Annotated in this window: 15 protein-coding genes and 2 pseudogenes; 9 read left to right on the top strand and 8 right to left on the bottom strand. The window is 70.0% G+C overall.

All coding sequences use genetic code 11. The annotated features are described in order from the left end of the window. Window positions 1-103: 103 nt before the first annotated feature. Window positions 104-1,963: a serine hydrolase gene (locus ACFXBC_RS11490; protein WP_385021894.1), complete on the bottom strand. Its 1,860-nt coding sequence runs from the start codon at window positions 1,961-1,963 to the stop codon at window positions 104-106. 171 nt (window positions 1,964-2,134) lie between these two features. On the opposite strand from ACFXBC_RS11490, the gene ACFXBC_RS11485 reads away from it, so the two are divergent. The 5 genes from ACFXBC_RS11485 (at window position 2,135) to pip (ending at window position 8,935) form a co-directional block, all read left to right on the top strand. Beyond that, window positions 2,135-3,241 (top strand): NAD(P)H-dependent flavin oxidoreductase, encoded by a 1,107-nt coding sequence (locus ACFXBC_RS11485; protein WP_385021891.1) that lies wholly within the window; start codon window positions 2,135-2,137, stop codon window positions 3,239-3,241. Next, a complete protein-coding gene (locus ACFXBC_RS11480) occupies window positions 3,241-4,803 on the top strand; it encodes an acyl-CoA synthetase (protein WP_385021888.1) in 1,563 nt (520 codons plus the stop codon). The genes ACFXBC_RS11485 and ACFXBC_RS11480 overlap by 1 nt, the downstream gene beginning before the upstream one ends. Before the next feature lie 264 nt (window positions 4,804-5,067). After that, complete coding sequence (locus tag ACFXBC_RS11475; RefSeq protein ID WP_385021885.1) at window positions 5,068-6,165, top strand: calcium:proton antiporter; 1,098 nt, start codon at window positions 5,068-5,070, stop codon at window positions 6,163-6,165. 175 nt (window positions 6,166-6,340) lie between these two features. Continuing rightward, window positions 6,341-7,882 carry an acyl-CoA synthetase gene (locus tag ACFXBC_RS11470; RefSeq protein WP_385021990.1) on the top strand — a complete coding sequence of 514 codons (1,542 nt, stop codon included), beginning with the start codon at window positions 6,341-6,343 and terminating at the stop codon, window positions 7,880-7,882. A 93-nt stretch (window positions 7,883-7,975) separates the two neighbouring features. Beyond that, the gene (gene pip, locus ACFXBC_RS11465) at window positions 7,976-8,935 is read left to right on the top strand and encodes a prolyl aminopeptidase (protein ID WP_385021882.1); all 960 of its coding nucleotides are present in this window, start codon (window positions 7,976-7,978) and stop codon (window positions 8,933-8,935) included. Between the two features lie 86 nt (window positions 8,936-9,021). Here the strand turns inward: pip and ACFXBC_RS11460 are convergent, their stop codons facing one another. Next, window positions 9,022-9,762: an MBL fold metallo-hydrolase gene (locus ACFXBC_RS11460; RefSeq protein ID WP_385021879.1), complete on the bottom strand. Its 741-nt coding sequence runs from the start codon at window positions 9,760-9,762 to the stop codon at window positions 9,022-9,024. Window positions 9,763-10,031: 269 nt separating this feature from the next. On the opposite strand from ACFXBC_RS11460, the gene ACFXBC_RS11455 reads away from it, so the two are divergent. Then, the gene (locus ACFXBC_RS11455) at window positions 10,032-10,436 is read left to right on the top strand and encodes a MerR family transcriptional regulator (protein WP_385021876.1); all 405 of its coding nucleotides are present in this window, start codon (window positions 10,032-10,034) and stop codon (window positions 10,434-10,436) included. A 154-nt stretch (window positions 10,437-10,590) separates the two neighbouring features. Here the strand turns inward: ACFXBC_RS11455 and ACFXBC_RS11450 are convergent, their stop codons facing one another. Then, window positions 10,591-11,643, bottom strand: coding sequence for a hypothetical protein (locus ACFXBC_RS11450; protein WP_385021873.1), 1,053 nt, complete (start codon window positions 11,641-11,643; stop codon window positions 10,591-10,593). Between the two features lie 76 nt (window positions 11,644-11,719). Between ACFXBC_RS11450 and ACFXBC_RS11445 the strand changes: the two are divergent. After that, window positions 11,720-12,302, top strand: a pseudogene (locus ACFXBC_RS11445) (aminoglycoside phosphotransferase family protein); the annotation flags it as partial. An 89-nt stretch (window positions 12,303-12,391) separates the two neighbouring features. On the opposite strand, the pseudogene ACFXBC_RS11440 reads toward ACFXBC_RS11445, so the two are convergent. The 3 genes and pseudogenes from ACFXBC_RS11440 to ACFXBC_RS11430 form a co-directional block, all read right to left on the bottom strand. Further along, window positions 12,392-12,465, bottom strand: a pseudogene (locus tag ACFXBC_RS11440) (Uma2 family endonuclease); the annotation flags it as partial. A 54-nt stretch (window positions 12,466-12,519) separates the two neighbouring features. After that, window positions 12,520-13,689 (bottom strand): hypothetical protein, encoded by a 1,170-nt coding sequence (locus ACFXBC_RS11435; RefSeq protein ID WP_385021870.1) that lies wholly within the window; start codon window positions 13,687-13,689, stop codon window positions 12,520-12,522. 242 nt (window positions 13,690-13,931) lie between these two features. Next, window positions 13,932-14,507 carry a serine/threonine-protein kinase gene (locus ACFXBC_RS11430; RefSeq protein WP_385021867.1) on the bottom strand — a complete coding sequence of 192 codons (576 nt, stop codon included), beginning with the start codon at window positions 14,505-14,507 and terminating at the stop codon, window positions 13,932-13,934. An 89-nt stretch (window positions 14,508-14,596) separates the two neighbouring features. Between ACFXBC_RS11430 and ACFXBC_RS11425 the strand changes: the two genes are divergently transcribed. Continuing rightward, complete coding sequence (locus ACFXBC_RS11425; RefSeq protein WP_385021863.1) at window positions 14,597-14,830, top strand: hypothetical protein; 234 nt, start codon at window positions 14,597-14,599, stop codon at window positions 14,828-14,830. Window positions 14,831-14,833: 3 nt separating this feature from the next. Here ACFXBC_RS11425 and ACFXBC_RS11420 read toward each other — a convergent pair whose 3' ends face one another. After that, entirely contained in the window at window positions 14,834-15,208 is a 375-nt protein-coding gene (locus ACFXBC_RS11420; protein WP_385021860.1) for a hypothetical protein, read from the bottom strand. Between the two features lie 179 nt (window positions 15,209-15,387). On the opposite strand from ACFXBC_RS11420, the gene ACFXBC_RS11415 reads away from it, so the two are divergent. Next, window positions 15,388-15,834 carry a cold shock domain-containing protein gene (locus ACFXBC_RS11415; RefSeq protein WP_385021857.1) on the top strand — a complete coding sequence of 149 codons (447 nt, stop codon included), beginning with the start codon at window positions 15,388-15,390 and terminating at the stop codon, window positions 15,832-15,834. A gap of 49 nt (window positions 15,835-15,883) precedes the next feature. Here ACFXBC_RS11415 and ACFXBC_RS11410 read toward each other — a convergent pair whose 3' ends face one another. Next, complete coding sequence (locus tag ACFXBC_RS11410) at window positions 15,884-16,075, bottom strand: GrpB family protein (protein ID WP_385021854.1); 192 nt, start codon at window positions 16,073-16,075, stop codon at window positions 15,884-15,886. Between the last annotated feature and the right edge of the window lie 277 nt (window positions 16,076-16,352).

Here is a 16,352-nt window from a genome sequence, read left to right as displayed (position 1 = left end):
CACGGAGAGGGGAATCGCCGAGATGTGACTGGGATCTCCGGGGCCGGGCGGACCACGGCCGACCGTGCGCCGGGCCCTTCCTGGCGGCCCGTCACCGGCCGGGTCAGTCCGCGGAACGCACCCAGCCGGACGCCTCGATCCGGGCCGCGTCGGCCGCCCTGGTCTCGTCGAAGACCGTACGGCGGCCGTCCCCGACCGCGATGCCGGTGACGTACGCCCCGCGGCCCACGTACAGCTGATCGGTCGTACAGCGCCAGCGCAGCCGGACCTCCCTGCCGTGCCAGGGCGTCAGATCCGCGTCCAGCCGGTGCCAGACACGTCCTGACCAGCCGTCCACCGAGCCCGTCGGGTGGGTCTCCGGACCCTGCCCTTCGGCGGTGGTGGAGAAGGGCACCGGCTGCCAGGTCGTCCCGGCGTCCGCGGATACTTCCAGGAGGAGGAAGTCGGCGTGCGGCTCGGTGTCCCACCACAACGAGGCGCTGAGACGGGCCCGTTCGGGCACCGGATTGAGGGCGGGCAGGGTCAGGGTGGCCGTCGCCGAGCTCGCCATACCGGAGAACCAGGCCGTACGTCCGTGCGCGGGCCGCACCGGCACCGCCCGCGCCAGACTGTCGCCCGCGCGGACCCGGGGCGCGCTTCCCGTGCGCCAGTCGCGCACCGGGTGGACCGAGTTGCCCAGCATGATCAGAAAGGTGTCGGTGGACGGGTCGAGCACCAGGCTGGTCCCGGTGAAGCCGGTGTGGCCCGCGGTGTGCGGGGTGGCCATCGCGCCCATGTACCAGTGCTGGTAGAGCTCGAACCCGAGTCCGTGATTGTCCCCGGGGAACGCGGTGTTGAAGTCCGTGAAGAGCAGGTCGACGGAGTCGGGACGCAGGATGCGGGCCCGTCCGTACGCGCCGCCGTTCAGCAGGGTGCGGGCCAGGACGGCCAGGTCCCAGGCGCAGGAGAAGACTCCGGCGTGACCGGCGACGCCGCCGAAACTGTAGGCATTCTCGTCGTGCACCTCGCCCCAGACCAGCCCGCGGTCCAGGCCCGACCAGGGCGGCCTGGCGTCCTCGGTGGCCGCGATCTCCGGTTTCCGGTCGGCTGGCGGGTTGTAGCAGGTGCGGTCCATCCCGAGCGGAGCGGTGATCCCCTCATGGGCCAGTACGTCGAGCGGGCGGCCGGTGATCTTCTCCAGGACCAGCTGGAGCGAGATGAGGTTGAGGTCCGAGTAGAGATAGGCGGTGCCGGGAGTGCTGATGGGTGCTTCGTTCCACAGCATCCGCAGTCTCCCTTCCCGCGTCGGCTCCTTGTACAGCGCCAGCGTCGCGCGGAACCCCGAGGTATGGGTGAGGAGTTGGCGTACGGTCACCTCGGACTTGCCGGCCGCTCCGAACTCGGGGAGGTAGGAGGCGACTTTCGCCGTCAGCCGCAGCGTGCCCCGTTCGATCTGCTGCACCGCGACGAGGGACGTGAAGAGTTTGGAGAGGGACGCCAGGTCGTAGAGGGTGTCCCGGTCCGCGGCGATCTGCTGGTCCGGCGGGAACTCCACACCGGTGTCGGACTTTTCGTCGTACGCCGAGTAGCGCACCGCCTGCCCGATCGGCTCGTGCAGGGCCACCGTGCCGCCGCGTCCGGCGAGCAGGACGGCACCCGCGTACCAGGGGTGGGTGGGCGAGGGATCGAGGAACGTCCGTGCGTCGCGGACCAGTTGGCCCAGGGGGCCGGGGAGCAGCCCGGCCTGCTCGGCGGTGCCGTGCCGGAGGGTCGTACGACGGGAGCCGGAAGCCGGGCCGGTTCCGCGCCCGGGTGCCGGGGCGCCCGAATCCCTGCCCCGCCCCGGGCCGCGGTGCGCGGCCGGTCCCGCCGCGGCCGCGGGGCCCAGGGGGAGGGAGGCCAGGGCGAAGGCCCCGCCGAGAGCCAGCATTCCGCCGCCCAGTCGGCGCCTGCTGATGTGTCCGCCCGCAGCGTTGCCGCTCATCCCCGCGCTCCTTGAAAGTATCTTTCGACCCCTTGGACAATTGCGGAAACTTTCTGCCATCGGTGCGGGGGTGTCAACCCTCGCACCGCGTGTCTCCAGCGCTCCAAAGAATCTGACACAGCATCAGAAAATCTCTTCCCTCGGATGCTCCGCTGGGGCATCCTGCGCCCCATGGAGACGGAGCTGAGCAAGAAACTCGGGATCGAGCACGCAATCTTCGGCTTCACGCCCTTTCCCGCCGTGGCCGCCGCCATCACCCGGGCCGGCGGATTCGGGGTACTCGGAGCGGTCCGCTACACCGCCCCCGACGAACTGGCGCGTGATCTCGACTGGATGCAGGAGCACACCGGCGGACTGCCGTACGGGCTCGATGTCGTCATGCCCGCGAAGAAGGTCGAGGGGGTGACGGAGGCCGAGGTCGAGGCAATGATCCCGGAGGGGCACCGCCGGTTCGTCGAGGAGACCCTCGCCAAACACGGGGTGCCCGAGTACCCCGAGGGCGAAGCCTCCGGCTGGCGGATCACCGGCTGGATGGAACAGGTCGCCCGCAACCAGCTCGATGTCGCCTTCGACTATCCGATCAGACTGCTCGCCAACGCCCTCGGCTCGCCCCCCGCGGACGTCATCGAACGCGCCCACCGCCACGATGTGCTGGTCGCGGCGCTGGCCGGCAGCGCCAAGCACGCCAGGCGCCACGCCGAGGCGGGCATCGACATCGTCGTCGCCCAGGGGTACGAGGCCGGCGGCCACACCGGGGACATCGCGTCCATGGTGCTCACGCCCGACGTGGTCGACGCGGTCTCCCCGCTGCCGGTGCTGGCCGCCGGGGGGATCGGCAGCGGCGAGCAGATCGCCGCCGGTATCGCGCTCGGCGCCCAGGGCGTCTGGCTCGGCTCGCTCTGGCTCACCACCACCGAGGCCGAGATGCATTCCCGCGCGCTCACCCACAAGCTCATCGAAGCGGAGTCGGGCGACACCGTGCGTTCCCGTGCGCTCACCGGCAAGCCCGCGCGTCAGCTCCGTACCGAATGGACCGACGCCTGGGACGACCCCGCGGGACCCGGCACGCTTCCCATGCCGCTCCAGGGCCTGCTCGTCGCCGACGCGGTCTCCCGGATCCAGAAGTATGAGGTCGCCCCGCTGCTCGGCACCCCGGTCGGCCAGATCGTCGGCCGGATGAACTCCGAACGCGGTGTGCAGGAGGTCTTCGACGAGCTGACCCGCGGCTTCGAGCGGGCCGTCGACCGCATCAACCGCATCGCAGGACGGAGTCACTGATGGCAGCCACGGAGAGCGGAACCCCCAACGGCTTCTGGGCCCAGGCCACCGCCGACCCCGGCCGTACGGTCCTGATCGCGCCGGACGGCGAGGAGTGGACAGCGGGACGGCTGCACACCGCCGTCAACCAGCTGGTGCACGGACTGCGCGCCGCGGGGCTGAAGCGCGGTGACGCCTTCGCGGTCGTTCTGCCGAACGGCGTCGAGTTCCTCACCGCCTATCTCGCCGCATCGCAGGCGGGCCTCTATCTGGTCCCGGTCAACCACCACTTCGTCGGGCCGGAGATCGCCTGGATCGTCTCCGACTCCGGTGCCAAGGTCCTCATCGCCCACGAACGCTTCGCCGAAGCGGCCACGGCGGCAGCCGACGAGGCAGGACTCCCCGCCACCCACCGGTACGCGGTCGGCGACATACCGGGCTTCCGCCCCTACGCCGAACTCCCCGGCGGGCAGCCCGGTTCCGTACCCGTGGACCGCACCCTCGGCTGGGTGATGAACTACACCTCGGGCACCACCGGCAGGCCCCGCGGCATCCGCCGCCCGCTGCCCGGCAAACCGCCGGAGGAGACCTACCTCGGCGGGTTCCTCGCCATCTTCGGGATCAAGCCCTTCGACGGCAACGTCCACCTCGTCTGCTCGCCGCTCTACCACACCGCGGTGCTCCAGTTCGCCGGCGCGGCCCTGCACATCGGCCACCCCCTGGTGCTGATGGACAAGTGGACGCCCGAGGAGATGCTGCGCCGCATCGACGCGCACAAGTGCACCCACACCCATATGGTCCCCACCCAGTTCCACCGCCTCCTCGCCCTGCCCGACGAGGTGAAGGAGCGGTACGACGTGACGTCCATGCGCCATGCCATCCACGGCGCCGCGCCCTGCCCCGACCACGTCAAGCGGGCGATGATCGAGTGGTGGGGCCGCTGCGTCGAGGAGTACTACGCGGCCAGTGAGGGCGGCGGCGCCTTCGCCACGGCCGATGACTGGCTGAAGAAGCCGGGCACCGTCGGCCGTGCCTGGCCCATCAGCGAACTCGCCATCCACGACGACGACGGCAACCGGCTGCCCCCCGGCGAACTCGGCACCGTCTACATGAAGATGGCCACCGGCGGTTTCAGCTACCACAAGGACGAGGCCAAGACGGCGAAGAACCGCATCGGGGACTTCTTCACCGTCGGCGACCTCGGCCTGCTCGACGAGGACGGTTACCTCTTCCTCCGGGACCGCAAGATCGACATGATCATTTCGGGCGGGGTCAACATCTACCCGGCCGAGATCGAGTCCGCGCTGCTCAGCCACCCGGCGGTCGCCGACGCCGCGGCCTTCGGCATCCCGCACGCGGAGTGGGGCGAGGCGGTCAAGGCCGTCATCGAACCGTCCGACGGCGCTGTGCCCGGCGACGCGCTCGCCGCCGAGATCCTGGCCCACTGCGAGTCCCGGCTCGCCGGATACAAACGCCCCAGGAGCGTCGACTTCATCGAGACGATGCCCCGCGACCCCAACGGCAAGCTCTACAAGCGGCGGCTGCGCGAACCGTACTGGGAGGGCCACGAGCGCGCCCTCTGACCCGGCCGCCCGGGATCCACGGCGAATCCATAGCGGGATGCGCGGCGCGGTCCGTAGCGTGATCCACGGCGGGGACCGTGGCGGGATGCGCGGCAGGGGCTCGCCACGGGGTGCACAGCTACGGTGCGGTGCGGTGCGGTGTGCGACGGTGGCCACGGCGTGGGCCGCCGGCGTGTCCGCGGCCACCGTACGGTCCACGCGGCAGGTACCCGTCCCGGACGCACTCACCGGGCAGCCACTGATCATCTCTGTCAGCGTGGGCCCATGAGAGCGCCGAGCCGGGCCCTGGCGGCACAGTGGACCACCGCGGTCCCCCTGATCGCCGTGGTGGCCCTGATTCTCAGCTGGGGCCGCCATCTGCCGGTGTTCGCCGTGGTTCTGGTGGCGCTCTGCCTGGCCGGAGCGGTGCTGGCCGCCGTGCACCACGCCGAGGTGATCGCCCACCGGGTGGGGGAGCCCTTCGGCTCGCTGGTGCTTGCGGTCGCCGTCACCGTCATCGAGGTGGCGCTCATCGTCACCCTGATGGCCGACGGAGGCTCCAAGTACTCCTCACTGGCCCGGGACACCGTCTTCGCCGCCGTGATGATCACCTGCAACGGCATCGTGGGGCTCTCCCTGCTGGTCGGTGCGGTACGCCGTGGGGTCGCCGTCTTCAACGCCGAGGGGTCGGGCACCGCCCTGTCCGCGGTGGCGGCGCTGTCGACCCTCACCCTGGTCCTGCCGAGGTTCACCAAGAAGCCGGGGCCGGAGTTCAGCGGACCGCAGCTGGCCTTCGCCGCCATCGCCTCACTCTGTCTCTACGGCCTCTTCGTCGCTGTCCAGACGGTGCGTCACCGGGACTACTTCCTGCCCGTGACCCAGGAGGGCGAAATCCAGGACGAGGAGGGCCACGCCCCGCCACCCCGCCGCCGGGCCGCCCTGCTGAGCCTCGGACTCCTGCTGGTCGCACTGATCGCCGTGGTGGGCAACGCCAAGGCCATCTCACCGACCCTGGAGTCCGGCGTGGAGGCGGCGGGGCTGCCGCACGCGGTCGTCGGGGTGGTGATCGCGCTGCTCGTGCTGCTGCCCGAGACGCTCGCCGCGGTACGGGCGGCGCGCCGCGACCGGGTCCAGACCAGCCTCAACCTGGGGCTGGGCTCGGCCATGGCGAGCATCGGCCTCACCATCCCGGCCATCGCCCTGGCCTCCGTCTGGCTCACCGGCCCACTCCTGCTCGGGCTCGGAGCCACCCATATGGTGCTGCTCGCGCTGACCCTGGTGGTCGGCGCCCTGACCATCGTCCCCGGCCGGGCGACTCTGATGCAGGGCGGTATCCATCTGGCGATCTTCGCCGCCTTCGTCTTCCTGGCCGTCAGCCCCTGAGCCGGGCGCCGCCACCGGGGCGTACGGCCGGCCGGGGCTCGCCGGGCAGCCGCTCCATCCCCCGGTTCCCCCGTACGCCTCCCTTGACCCGACCACCGCCGAACCGCAGGATCACGCCATGACACAAGCCCCGGGCGAACCGCAGGACCAGGCCAGGACGCAGCAGGACCACGTCATGACACGGGACCAGCCCACGCCGGGCGCACGCGCCGGTACGGTCGACGCCGTCCTGCGCCGCAGCGCACGCCGGGTGCCGGTACGCACCGCGGTCCGGTACGGGGAGCGGGCATGGAGCTATGCCGCCCTCGATGAAGCGGTCAGTACGGCCGCCGCCGTACTGACCGGGCGCGGACTGCGGACCGGCGACCGGGTGGCGTCCTACGGGCACAACTCGGACGTCTACCTCATCGGCTTCCTGGCCTGCGCACGGGCCGGGCTGATCCACGTCCCGGTGAACCAGAACCTCACCGGTGACGAACTGGCGTACATCCTCGGCCAGTCGGGCAGTGCGCTGGTGCTCGCGGACCCGGGCCTCGCCGACGCGGTCCCCGACGGGTTCCCGGTGCTCCCGCTGCGCGGGGACGACGGCTCGCTGCTGGCCGCACTCGGCACCCCGCTTCCCTTCACCCCCGAGCGCCCGCCCGGCTCCGACGACCTGGTGCAGCTGCTGTACACCTCGGGCACCACGGCGCTCGCCAAGGGCGCGATGATGACGCACCGGGCGCTCGTCCATGAGTACGTCAGCGCCATCACGGCCCTCGGCCTCCGGGAGACGGACCGGCCGCTGCACTCGCTGCCGCTGTACCACTCGGCCCAGCTGCATGTCTTTCTGCTGCCGTATCTGGCGGTGGGCGCCGAGAACACCATCCTGGACACACCCGACGCCTCCGAGGTGTTCCGGCTGGTCGAGGCGGGTCTGGCGGACACCCTTTTCGCGCCGCCCACCGTATGGATCGGCTTCGCCCGCCACCCCGGCTTCGCGACCCGCGATCTGAGCGGACTCCGTAAGGCCTTCTACGGTGCGTCGATCATGCCGGTGCCCGTGCTGGAGCGGCTCCGCGAACGGCTGCCCGGACTTGCCTTCTACAACTGTTTCGGGCAGAGCGAGATCGGCCCGCTCGCCATGGTCCTCGGGCCGGACGAGCACGAGGGACGGATGGACTCCTGCGGCAGGCCCGTCCTCTTCGTGGAGGCCGCGGTGATCGACGAGAACGGCAACGAGGTCCCCGACGGTACGGCCGGCGAAGTCGTCTACCGCTCACCGCAGTTGTGCGAAGGCTACTGGGGCAAGCCGGAGGAGACCGCGGAAGCCTTCCGCGACGGCTGGTTCCACTCCGGCGACCTCGCCGTGCGGGACGCCGAGGGGTACTTCACCGTGGTCGACCGCGTGAAGGACGTCATCAACTCCGGCGGTGTGCTGGTCGCCTCACGCCAGGTCGAGGACGCGCTCTACACCCACCCCCGGGTCGCCGAGGCGGCGGTCGTCGGGCTGCCCGACGACCGCTGGATCGAGGCGGTCACGGCCGTCGTCGTGGTGTCCGACGAGGCGTCGGGCGCGGTCACCGAGGCCGAACTGCTCGCCCACGCACGGGAGTCCCTTCCGCACTTCAAGGCCCCCAAACGGGTCCTGTTCGTGGACGCACTGCCGCGCAACGCAAGCGGGAAGATCCTCAAGCGCGAGCTGCGGGACCGCTTCGCGGATCCACAGTCCGCCTGAGCCTGCCTACAGGGGTGTGCCGCCGCCGGACACCGCGTCCGGCGGAATCCGGACTGCCCGCCCGTGATCTGCCTGCCTCTAGGATCGACGGTCATGGTCGATCTCTACCCGCCCACAAGTCCCTACGATTCCGGCTTCGTTGACACCGGCGACGGCAACCGTCTCTACTACGAGCAACTCGGCAACCCCGAGGGCAAACCCGCCCTGACCGTCCACGGCGGCCCAGGGGGCGGCGCCATGCGGCGCCCGACGCGGGCCTGGGACCCCGAGGCGTACCGGATCATCCGCTACGACCAGCGCAACTGCGGCCGCAGCACCCCGCACGCGAGCGACCCGGCCGCCGACATGAGCCTCAACACCACGAGGCATCTGACAGAGGACATGGAGCGGCTGCGCAAACACCTCGGTATCGAGAAGTGGCTGCTCAACGGGGCCTCCTGGGGCCCGACGCTCGTCCTGGCCTACGCGGAGCAGTACCCCGAGCGGGTCACCGAGATCGTCATCCAGGCGGTGATGACGTGCCGCCGCTCGGAGATCGACTGGCTCTACCGTGGCGCCGGGCGGTTCCGCCCCGAGGCGTGGGACCGGTTCCGCGAGGGCGTCCCCGAGGACGAGCGGGACGGTGACCTGCTCGCGGCCTACGCACGGCTGATGGAGAAGCCCGACCGTGCCGTACGCGAGAAGGCCGCCGCCGACTGGCTCGCCTGGGAGGACGCGGTCATCACCGGCGAACCCAACGGCGTTCCCGGCATGTACAGCAACCGCGACATCGACGCGCAGATCGCCTTCGTCCGTATCTGCGCCCACATCTTCAGCAACGGCGCCTGGCTGGAGGAGGACCAGCTGATCCGGAACGCGCACAGGCTGGCCGGGATCCCGGGGGTGATCGTGCAGGGCCGGCACGACATGGGCTGTCCGGTGCAGACGGCGTGGGAGCTGGCGAAGGCGTGGCCGGGCGCGCGGCTGCATGTCATCGAGGACGCCGGGCACGCCGGAAGCGACGCGGCGGGGGAGGTGGTCCGGGGCGCCATCGAGGAGTTCAAGAACCGCTGACTCCTCGGCACGGCACGGAAGGAGGGCCGGGAAGGGCGGCACGGAAGGACGGCAGGGTAAGTAAGGACGGCACGGAGGGATCAAGTTCAAGTCGGCAGCTGCTGGGCCGCGTGGTGGTCGTGCGTCGGGATGATCACGACTCGGTCCTTGACGGCGTGCAGGCGGTGCAGCGTCCGGAAGGTCTCGTGCCGGTCTTCGTCGACGAGCTCACCGGGGTAGCCGGCCTTCTGCCGGATGAGATCGATCTGGTGGGTGTGCCAGGCGGCATCACCCGCGAGCAGCACCCAGCCTGTCGCCGTATGCGCCAGCACTCCGACGCTGCCAGGGGTGTGTCCCGCGAGGTCGACGAGTACGACGGAACCGTCGCCGAAGAGGTCGTGGCTGGCGGCAAACGTGAGGACCGGCGGGCCGTCCAGTTCGTACGGGACCATGCCGCGGCCGCGCAGGGCCTCACGGACACCGCCCACGGGCGCGATCGGGCCCTGCATGACCCAGTCGTGTTCGCGGCGGTGCAGGTGCACCGGCAGTTCCGGAAGGTCGAGGAGCCCGCACACATGGTCCCAGTGCGTGTGCGTCGGCAGTGCGAAATCCAGGGAGGAATGCGGCCGCTCACGCAGTGCGGCAACGGTGGCGACGGTGTCGGCCGGGGGACGCACCGCGACCCGCAGGACCACCGGCAACTCGGCGACGGCGCGACTGCCGACATCCAGGCACACACCCGGATCCACGATGAACGTCGCTTCCGGGTGGGTGATCACGAACGACAGCAGCGCGTTCGCGATGCGCCGCGGCTGCCGTAACCCCTCCACGACGAATGCGGTGGGCACGGGCCGCGGCACCTGTCGCAGCGCGGACACGGTGACCGACACCGCCGTCTCCGGCAGTCCCGCGTCGGTCAGACCACGCAGAAACCGCTGGTCGGGGCGGCGGGGGCGGAGTAGGCCCGTTGCCAGGCTTGCGACCGCGCCGCAGCATGCGGCCGGCGTCGGTGATCTCACAGCGTCAGACACAGCGAACGTCGTCCTTCTCGCGATCCGGTGGTGCCTTCGATGACCGGACGGTATAACTTCAGGCCGACCTGAAGTAAAGGAGTGTGGTGTCCGCAGTGGAGTTGAAGATCGGCGGTGCGGCTGCCCTGCTCGGGGTGGCCACCCATGTCCTCCGGCACTGGGAGGACATCGGACTGCTCACCCCGCGTCGGCTGCCCTCCGGGCACCGTGTCTATGACGGCCGGACCATCGGCCGGGCCCGCCTCGTCCAGATCGGCCGGCGGGCCGGGCTGTCACTCGCCGAAATCGGTCAACTGGCGGCCGGGGAACGGGCCGACCGCATCGGCCTGGTCAACGCGAAGCGCACCCGGATCGCCGAACACATCGCGCATCTCGAACTGGCCGACCGGTTCCTGGCCCACCTGGTGCACTGCGTACACCCGGTCATCTCCGACTGCCCGGAGTGTTCCGCCCTGGTGGAGCGGGGCGCGCGGTCAGCGGCCACCCAGTGACGTGGTGTGCGAACGCGGGCAGCACGGCGGTGGTGCACTCGCGCCACTTCGCGTCCCGGCACGCCGCGATCCAGGGATTCCCTGTCCGGGAGTACAAGAAGCAAGAAGCCCTCCGCCGGCCCCGAGGCTGACGAGGGGCCTTGGGAGGCAGGCGCTACGAGTCCGTTTCCCAGTTGCACTTGGAGGCGAGCATCTTCTTGAGCTTGGTTTCGTTGTCCCCGGTGAGTTCGGGGTGCCAGGTTTCCAGATCCCACGTGGGACCGCCGAGGCGCCCACCGCTGGTGTTGGGGTACGAGAACTCCGCGTGGCACATCAGCTGTTGGAAGGTCGAGTTCTCCTCGGTCTGCGTGGCGCCGGGGAACATGCGGGTGTTGGACCACACCTGCTTCCAGTCGTCATTGAGGTCACTGGCGGCGTCATCGGTACCGGTGACGGTCTTGAACGCGGCGGCCGTCGGAGTGACGTGCACGGAAGTCAGCCGGCTGTCGGTCCAATTGACGTAGACCTCGGTCTTCTGCACCCACTTCGTGTTGGTGATGCCGCCATAGCCGATACACGCGGACTGACAGGTCTCGAAGGCGTCGGCCTGACCACCGCTCCACAGGAGGTACTTGCCGGACTGGAAGTCCTGGCGTACGCCGGTGTTGTCATCGAGGTTGCCGCCCACCTGCCCGGCGTTGTACTCGTCGCTCGTGGGGTAGCCGTACACCCCCGCTTCGTACCCGTACTGCCCCCACCACCATCCGATGTTGCCGTGCACCGCGTGCGCTCCGCTGCTGGGGGACCAGTAGACCGTGGCGTTCTGGAACTGCTGGCGGAGGCCGATCCCGTCGGGGTTCTTGAGCTCGTCGGTGAGGGGGTACCCCATGTAGCCGCTCTCCCAGCCGTGCTGACCCCACTCCTGCCCGATGAGCCCCCACACGGCGTGCGCCCCGGTGTCCGGGCTCCAGTAGATCGATCCGTTCTCGAAGACCTGACGGCGCCCGACCCCGTCGGGAAGGCCGAGTTCATCGCTGGTGGGACAGCCGAGGGACTGCTGCGCACCGGGTGTCTGGGTGTACTCGGTCCAGATGGCGCCATCGACCGAGTGGGAGCCGCAGAAGGTTTCCGCGGCCGCGGGGGCCGCCTGGAGGCCCACCAGCAAGGAGGCCCCGGCCGCACATGCGGCGAGTGCGGCGAGGATCCGTCTCGATTTTGGTCTGTTCATGACCGGCAGTATCTACGGACGCGGACGGCGCGGGCTGCGGGGGAATGAGCCAGAAGCCGGCGAGTAGGGTGCCGGGATGATCGCGACGCCAGAGGAGTTCGCGCAGAGCACCGTCGACCGCGAGGGAGAGGCGGGGGCGGCGTGGCTCGCCGATCTGCCCGGGATCGTGGAGGAGCTGCTGGGGCGCTGGGGGTGCGTGCCGGACGGCGAGGTCATGCATGGGGGCGTCGGCGTCATCGTTCCGGTACGGCGGCGGGATGGGGAGAGCGCGGTGCTGAAGGTGTCGTTCCCGCATCCCGGCAGCGTCCATGAGCCGGATGCCTTCGTCGTGTGGGGCGGGTGCGGTGCCGTCCTGCTGCACAAGCGTGACGACGAGCAGTTCGCGATGCTGCTGGAGCGGGTTCAGCCCTCGACCCTGTGGCGGAGGTCGAGGACGGCGACGAGGCAGTGGCGGTCGCCGGGCGGCTCAACCGCCGCCTGGCCGTCCCCGCCCGCGCTGCCTGCCGCGACTGCGTGAGCAGGCCGATGCCTGGGAGGAGCGGCTGCGCGAGGACGCCGGGGAGCTGACACATGTCCTGCCGCGACAGGCGCTGAATGCCGCAGTGGCGACTGTTCGGGAGCTGGGCCGTACCCAGCCGGACACCCTCATCCATGGGGACTTCCAGCTCCTTCATTAGGCAAGTCGACTGTCGGGTCCAAAGTTGTCGGAACTTTGGCCCGTGGATCCGGCATGCACCGGGCCGAACCTCGGGGAGGCGGTCACATCCTCCGCGAACAGCCCTCCGCGCGGGGAGGGCGCATCCAGTCGGGCAGTGCGGTCATGGCTTCGCCGTAGCGGTGCGTCGGGTCCGGAGGGCGGCGCGCGGCGGGGCTGTCCTACTCGGCCGGCAGACGGAGCATCGGTTCGAAGGCCGTGTCCTCCTCGCCCTCGACCGAAGGGAGGAAACCGTCCGGGACGGTGCGGGCGGCCGTGGTGAGGAGGCGGGCCAGGACCTCGGGCTCGGTGGCCGGGGGGAGGCGGAGGGCGGCGAGGAGGCGGTCGCGGACCTCGGGGTGGTCCGGGTTGTCCTCAAGGTAGTCGGCGTTGAGCGCGGGGGGACGGAAGCCGGCCAGGGCGTCGTGCCAGGAGGGGAGGACGATGGCCAGGGTCAGGGCCTCGGCGAGGGACTCCGCGATGAGGGAAGCCTGGCCCTCGGAATCGGTGTAGAGGACGGGGCGGACGCGGTCGGAGCCGGCCGGGCCGCAAAGGTAGTGGGTGCCTCCCGCGTTGCAGCCGGCCACGGGCTCCACCGGGAGACCGGCCGGCAGGGCGATTGACTCGATGGGGTCGGTCCGCGTGAGGTCGAACTCACCGTCGCAGGCGAGGTACGCCTCGACCTCGGGGTCGGCGCCGATCCGGCGGAGCAGGGCCTCGTCGGAGAGGGCAGCCGGGTTGAGGCCGCGGGCGGCTTCGGGGGTCAGGGGGTGGCCCGCGAGGACGTGGCGGACGGTGGCGAGGGGGACGGGCCGCCCGTAGTCCTCCTCGAAGTGCGCCTGGACGGCATCGGGGGAGCGGTCGGTGAGGAGGCGGAAGAGGTGCCCGGAGCCGTCCGGGTCCGGGCTGCCCGAGGGGAACTCGATGCCCGAGCCGGTGCGCCAGGCGCTGCCGCCGGTCTCCCACCACAGGCAGGCGGTGATCCGCGGGGCGCCGAGGCCCTCGTCGACGAAGGCCGGGTCGTCCAGGAGCGGGCGCAGCGCGGCGGGCACCTCGCCGATGACACCGGGCCAGACCTGTTCGTCGTCCGTGGCGTACGGGCTCATCTCCGACTCGTGGTCGAAGCCGCGGACGAGCACACCGGCCGGGGTGAAGAGGACGGAGTAGTCGTCACCCGAGCCGTTGTCCATCAGGGCCGCCTCCGTCCCAGGTCCCCAGGCGGTGGAGAAGGAGTAGCGGGAGAACCGCGGGTCGCGGCAGATCGCCTGGTCCAGCACGGCCAGCGCGCGCAGGTACGTGCGGAGCTCAGCGGGGTCCGGGAGGAGGGCGGCGGTCGTGTGCACGGTGTCCATGGGCTCATATAAGCGGCCGGCACTGACAACCGGGGCGGCGGTTCGGTCGCACCCGCTCTCTCACTCAGGGAACCAAAAGCCCAGCTCACGCAGGCGGGGCAAGCACACTGCGAGGCATTGCTCCACAGACGCGGCATCGGTTCGCACGAGGACGTCCTCGCGCAACGGAGCTCCACTGGCGACGAAGCTCCAAGGACTGCCCCTCTCTGCCATCCGCTCAGCGTCGGCCTTGAACAGCACCGTTACGCCTTGTTCAGTTGTTCCGGCGACATGTACTGCGGCGTGCCCACCACGCCGTCCGTAGCCGTTAGTTGCGTCGTCGCGTCCACGATCCGGGCGATACCGAAGTCGGTGACGACCGCTCGGTCCCCCACGAGCAGGATCTTCTCGGGTTTCAGGTCCCGGTGGATGACCCCGGTGGCGTGCGCATGGGCCAGTGCCTCGGCCACCTGCACGCAGATCGCGAGTGCGGCCTGCCACTCCAGGCGCCCCGCACGGCGGAGCATCGTGCCCAGCGACTTCCCTGGCAGGAACTCCATCACGATCCAGGGCACTTCTCCGTCCTCGACCACGTCGTGCACGGTGACGATGCCCGCGTGCCGCAGCCGGGCCGCTGCCCGCGCCTCACTCATGGACCGCCGGATCAGCGTCTGACGCGCGGAGTCGGTGAGCTCCGCCGGGAGCAGAACCTCCTTCACCGCGACCTCGCGATCGAGGAGCTCATCGTGCGCCCGCCACACCCGGCCCATACCGCCCTGACCGACCGGTTCAGCCAACCGGTAACGACTGCCTACCGGCATTCCCACCTGTTTCGGCATGTCCCAGAAGCTACCAAGCTCAGCAGGCACGACGGCCGCATCTGAAGATCTGGGGGCGTCAGGATCTGTGCGTGCAGAGGGAGTCGAGTGTGTCGGCGCTGGAGCGTCCGCTACGCTCCTGTGGCCGCCCGATGGGCCACGGGCCGGAAGCGACCTGCCCGGACGGCTACACCCTCCAGGCGCCGGCCGGCAACCCGGACGCACTCATCTGCCGCCGCGCACCGGCCGACGAACCCGCATCACCGGCCGGCCAGAGCGTGCTCGTGGTTGGCGCGCTGGCCATGACCGCGAAGTACCAGAAGATCGGTACCCGCACCGTTTGATACTCATCGCTCAGCTTCCCGTTGCGTATCACTGTCGGCGCTGTCGGCGCTGTCGCTCTCCGCGCTTCCGTGCTCCGCGAGGAACTCTGCAACCCGCTTGTCCTCCGTTCCGCGCCGCGCTATCCGGCGCGCGATCCATGCGGTGCCCCCACCGACGACGAGAACTACCGCAGTGACCAGCACGACGCGGAAGACGGTCGACAGCCCGAAGAGCGACGACAACCCAATTCCGATGAACACGCCGAAGACCAGGCCCACTGAGCCCCACACGATCGTGACGGTGTCGGTCAGCTGCCGTTCCGTGAGGTGTTTGTCGTAGTAGTCACCCCGGATGAGGTAGCGACCACTGGTGCCGCCGGTGCCGCCGGGCATACTCATTGCTCACGCCTCCGTACTCTCGTCCAAGGGCGGTAGTGGCTACCGGCCCCCGCTGCTCCGACTGTGATCAAGAGCAGAATCAGCGTCCTGCCCAACTCCTTGTCTTCCACACCACCGGCACGCAGTGGGTTCACCTGTCGGAGCAGTACGGCAACTGACGGGGCGTCTGCCGACCTACTGTGGATGTGGGCCGTCGACGGCACCTGGGAGCGCGTGTTCACCGCCCTGGTGGCCTAGCGCAAGAGCGGACCCCAAGTCGCTTAGGAAAGCCTGGTGTTCAGTGGGCGACATCAGTGCACACCCCGTTTCTCATCAAGCTTGCGGAGATCCCGGACTACCCCGAATCGGACCGGTCATGGACCACCTGTGCCGAGAAGGGCTTCGGCTTCATCACCCCCGATGACGGCAGCGCGGACGTCTTCGCCCACTGTTCGGCCATCGACTCCGACAGGTTGAGAGCTCTGAATGAGAGCTCCAAGGTGAGTTTCGAGACCACCCAGGGACCAAGGTCCCCCAGGCCGCCAACATCACCGTCGTGTGACCAGCCCGAAGCCATCCGTGGAACGATGCTGGGGCCGGGCCCGCCGGATTCGTCGATGCGGTTCCACGGTTCCGGGCGGCACTGATAGCCGAACACCGCAAGCAGCGGTCCATCCCGGGCCTCGTCGATCGAGCTCATCCGTACCCGCACATCAATGCAGTCCTTGGCCGGCAACTGCGCACCGAAGCGGATCCGACGTGGTCGGCCCCGAGTGCGAGATCACCCAGCGCATCTCGCAGCGCCTCAGCAAGAGGTTCGAACGCCAACGGCCACTGCGGACGGTACTCCACCACGGGAACTGGGCCGCGCTCATCGGGAAACGGCATATCGCCGTACGCTACAAATCGTCCGGGCGACTACACGGACGGCGAGACTATCTCCCGCGTCCCGCCGGGGGCGAGTGCCTCAGCACCCCTGTCCTCATCGCAGTCGTGTCGTCGGCGGTCGCTATCTGGGCGGTGGTCGTACAGGGAGCGAACACAAGGCCCCGCCACCGCCGCGCGCCCAGCTGCGCCGACTTCGGCTTCCCCGTGTCGAGCTGGTGATCGCCGCAACCCGGCTGCTGATCCTCGCGGGCATCGCCATGATGGCCGTCCAGGTGAT

Source organism: Streptomyces sp. NPDC059398 (genome assembly GCF_042751845.1).
Taxonomy (GTDB): domain Bacteria; phylum Actinomycetota; class Actinomycetes; order Streptomycetales; family Streptomycetaceae; genus Streptomyces.
Note: the sequence above shows the minus strand (reverse complement) of the source record. Positions and strands in the feature narration are given on the sequence as shown.

Coding starts and splice junctions, on each gene's coding strand:
- ACFXBC_RS11490 (WP_385021894.1), bottom strand. CDS start 1,963: ATGAGCGGCAACGCTGCGGGCGGACACATCAGCAGGCGCCGACTGGGC.
- ACFXBC_RS11485 (WP_385021891.1), top strand. CDS start 2,135: ATGGAGACGGAGCTGAGCAAGAAACTCGGGATCGAGCACGCAATCTTC.
- ACFXBC_RS11480 (WP_385021888.1), top strand. CDS start 3,241: ATGGCAGCCACGGAGAGCGGAACCCCCAACGGCTTCTGGGCCCAGGCC.
- ACFXBC_RS11475 (WP_385021885.1), top strand. CDS start 5,068: ATGAGAGCGCCGAGCCGGGCCCTGGCGGCACAGTGGACCACCGCGGTC.
- ACFXBC_RS11470 (WP_385021990.1), top strand. CDS start 6,341: ATGACACGGGACCAGCCCACGCCGGGCGCACGCGCCGGTACGGTCGAC.
- pip (WP_385021882.1), top strand. CDS start 7,976: ATGGTCGATCTCTACCCGCCCACAAGTCCCTACGATTCCGGCTTCGTT.
- ACFXBC_RS11450 (WP_385021873.1), bottom strand. CDS start 11,643: ATGAACAGACCAAAATCGAGACGGATCCTCGCCGCACTCGCCGCATGT.
- ACFXBC_RS11435 (WP_385021870.1), bottom strand. CDS start 13,689: ATGGACACCGTGCACACGACCGCCGCCCTCCTCCCGGACCCCGCTGAG.
- ACFXBC_RS11430 (WP_385021867.1), bottom strand. CDS start 14,507: ATGCCGAAACAGGTGGGAATGCCGGTAGGCAGTCGTTACCGGTTGGCT.
- ACFXBC_RS11420 (WP_385021860.1), bottom strand. CDS start 15,208: ATGAGTATGCCCGGCGGCACCGGCGGCACCAGTGGTCGCTACCTCATC.
- ACFXBC_RS11410 (WP_385021854.1), bottom strand. CDS start 16,075: ATGCCGTTTCCCGATGAGCGCGGCCCAGTTCCCGTGGTGGAGTACCGT.